This is a genomic window from Corynebacterium sp. HMSC074C05, assembly GCF_001838325.1.
Classification (GTDB): domain Bacteria; phylum Actinomycetota; class Actinomycetes; order Mycobacteriales; family Mycobacteriaceae; genus Corynebacterium; species Corynebacterium amycolatum.
This window is the reverse complement of the sequence record NZ_KV836299.1, coordinates 1-1,337: the sequence shown is the minus strand read 5'-3', so window position 1 is coordinate 1,337 and position 1,337 is coordinate 1. Positions and strand designations below refer to the sequence as shown.

1 protein-coding gene is annotated in these 1,337 nt (G+C 61.6%); it reads left to right on the top strand.

Annotated elements, in window-relative coordinates:
- Positions 1–203: 203 nt before the first annotated feature.
- A partial coding sequence (locus tag HMPREF3042_RS10535) for an IS110 family RNA-guided transposase (protein ID WP_083327475.1) occupies positions 204–1,337 on the top strand: 1,134 nt, incomplete at its 3' end.

The window sequence follows — 1,337 nt, the reverse complement described above, 5'->3', positions numbered from 1 at the left end:
CCCCCTCACGGGGCGCGGTCACCGTGCCCGGTATGGCTTATCTGCGTGAACATTTCCATAATCCGGGGTGTTGCCACCGGACACCGGGGACAACCGCTGACAGCTAATAGGGCCACGGACCAAACAGAGGTCTCGTCGTAACGTGGGTGCCTGCAACGGATGTCCAAGACACCTGTGACCAGCCGCAACAGAAGGGCACCACCATGGAACCGTCCACAACACCCGACATCATCATCGGCCTCGACGTCGGCAAAACCGACCACCATGCCTGCGCGCTGACCAACACCGGCGAGAGAATTTACGACAAACCACTGCCCAAAGACGAAGCCGCACGGCGTGAAATCTTCGCGTCCATGCAGGCCCACGGCAGCGTTCTCATGGTCGTCGATCAACCCAACACGATCGGCGCCCTGCCCATCGCCGTGGCCCGCGACTGCGGCTGCACGGTCGGAGACCTCCCCGACCTAGCCATGCGAAAAGCAGCCGATCTCTACCCTGGACGATCAAAAACTGACCGCCGGGCTGCATTCATCATCGCCGACACCGCCCGCACCATGCTGCACACACTGCGGGCAGTCGACCGCGACGACCAGATACTAGCAGCGCTGAAGACGCTCGCCGGATTCCACGACGACATCACCAAAGACGCCACCCGAACGAAAAACCGCCTTCGCAGCGTGCTCACACAGATTCACCCCGCACTCGAGCGCGTCTTTGCAGGCGAGATTCTCTCGCGCACGTTGGTGCTGGACTCGCTCATCCACTACGAAGGTCCGACAAAACTGGCCGCCGCAGGTCGGGGCCGGGTCCTGAAGTGGATACGCAACCGCGCCAAGAAGGACCCTGCTGCCCTGGTTGACGCAATTTTCGCGGTCCTTGCCGAGCAAACTGTCACGGTACCCGGCACTGCGGCAGCAGAATTGGTCATTTCCCAGCTGGCGGCGAACATCAAAGCGCTTCAAGCACAGCGCGACACGATCGCCGGGCAAGTCGAGGAGATGCTCGAATCGTTCCCTCTTGCCCAGGTCTTGATGTCGATGCCCGGCGTAGGCATCACGACTGCCTCTAACATCTTGTTGTCCATCGGCGATTGCCAGGACTTCGCCGATGCCGCGCACTTGGCCGCTTACGCCGGCATCGCGCCGACCACCCGGCAGTCGGGTACGTCGGTCCGCGGCGAGTTTCCCACCAGGACCGGCAATAAACAGTTGAAAAACGCGATGTTTCGATCGGCGTGGATCGCGTCGAACTGCCATCCCGCATCGCGCGACTACTACCTGCGTAAACGGGGTGAAGGACAGAAGCACAATGCCGCGGTGATGTGGCTTGCCCGGAGC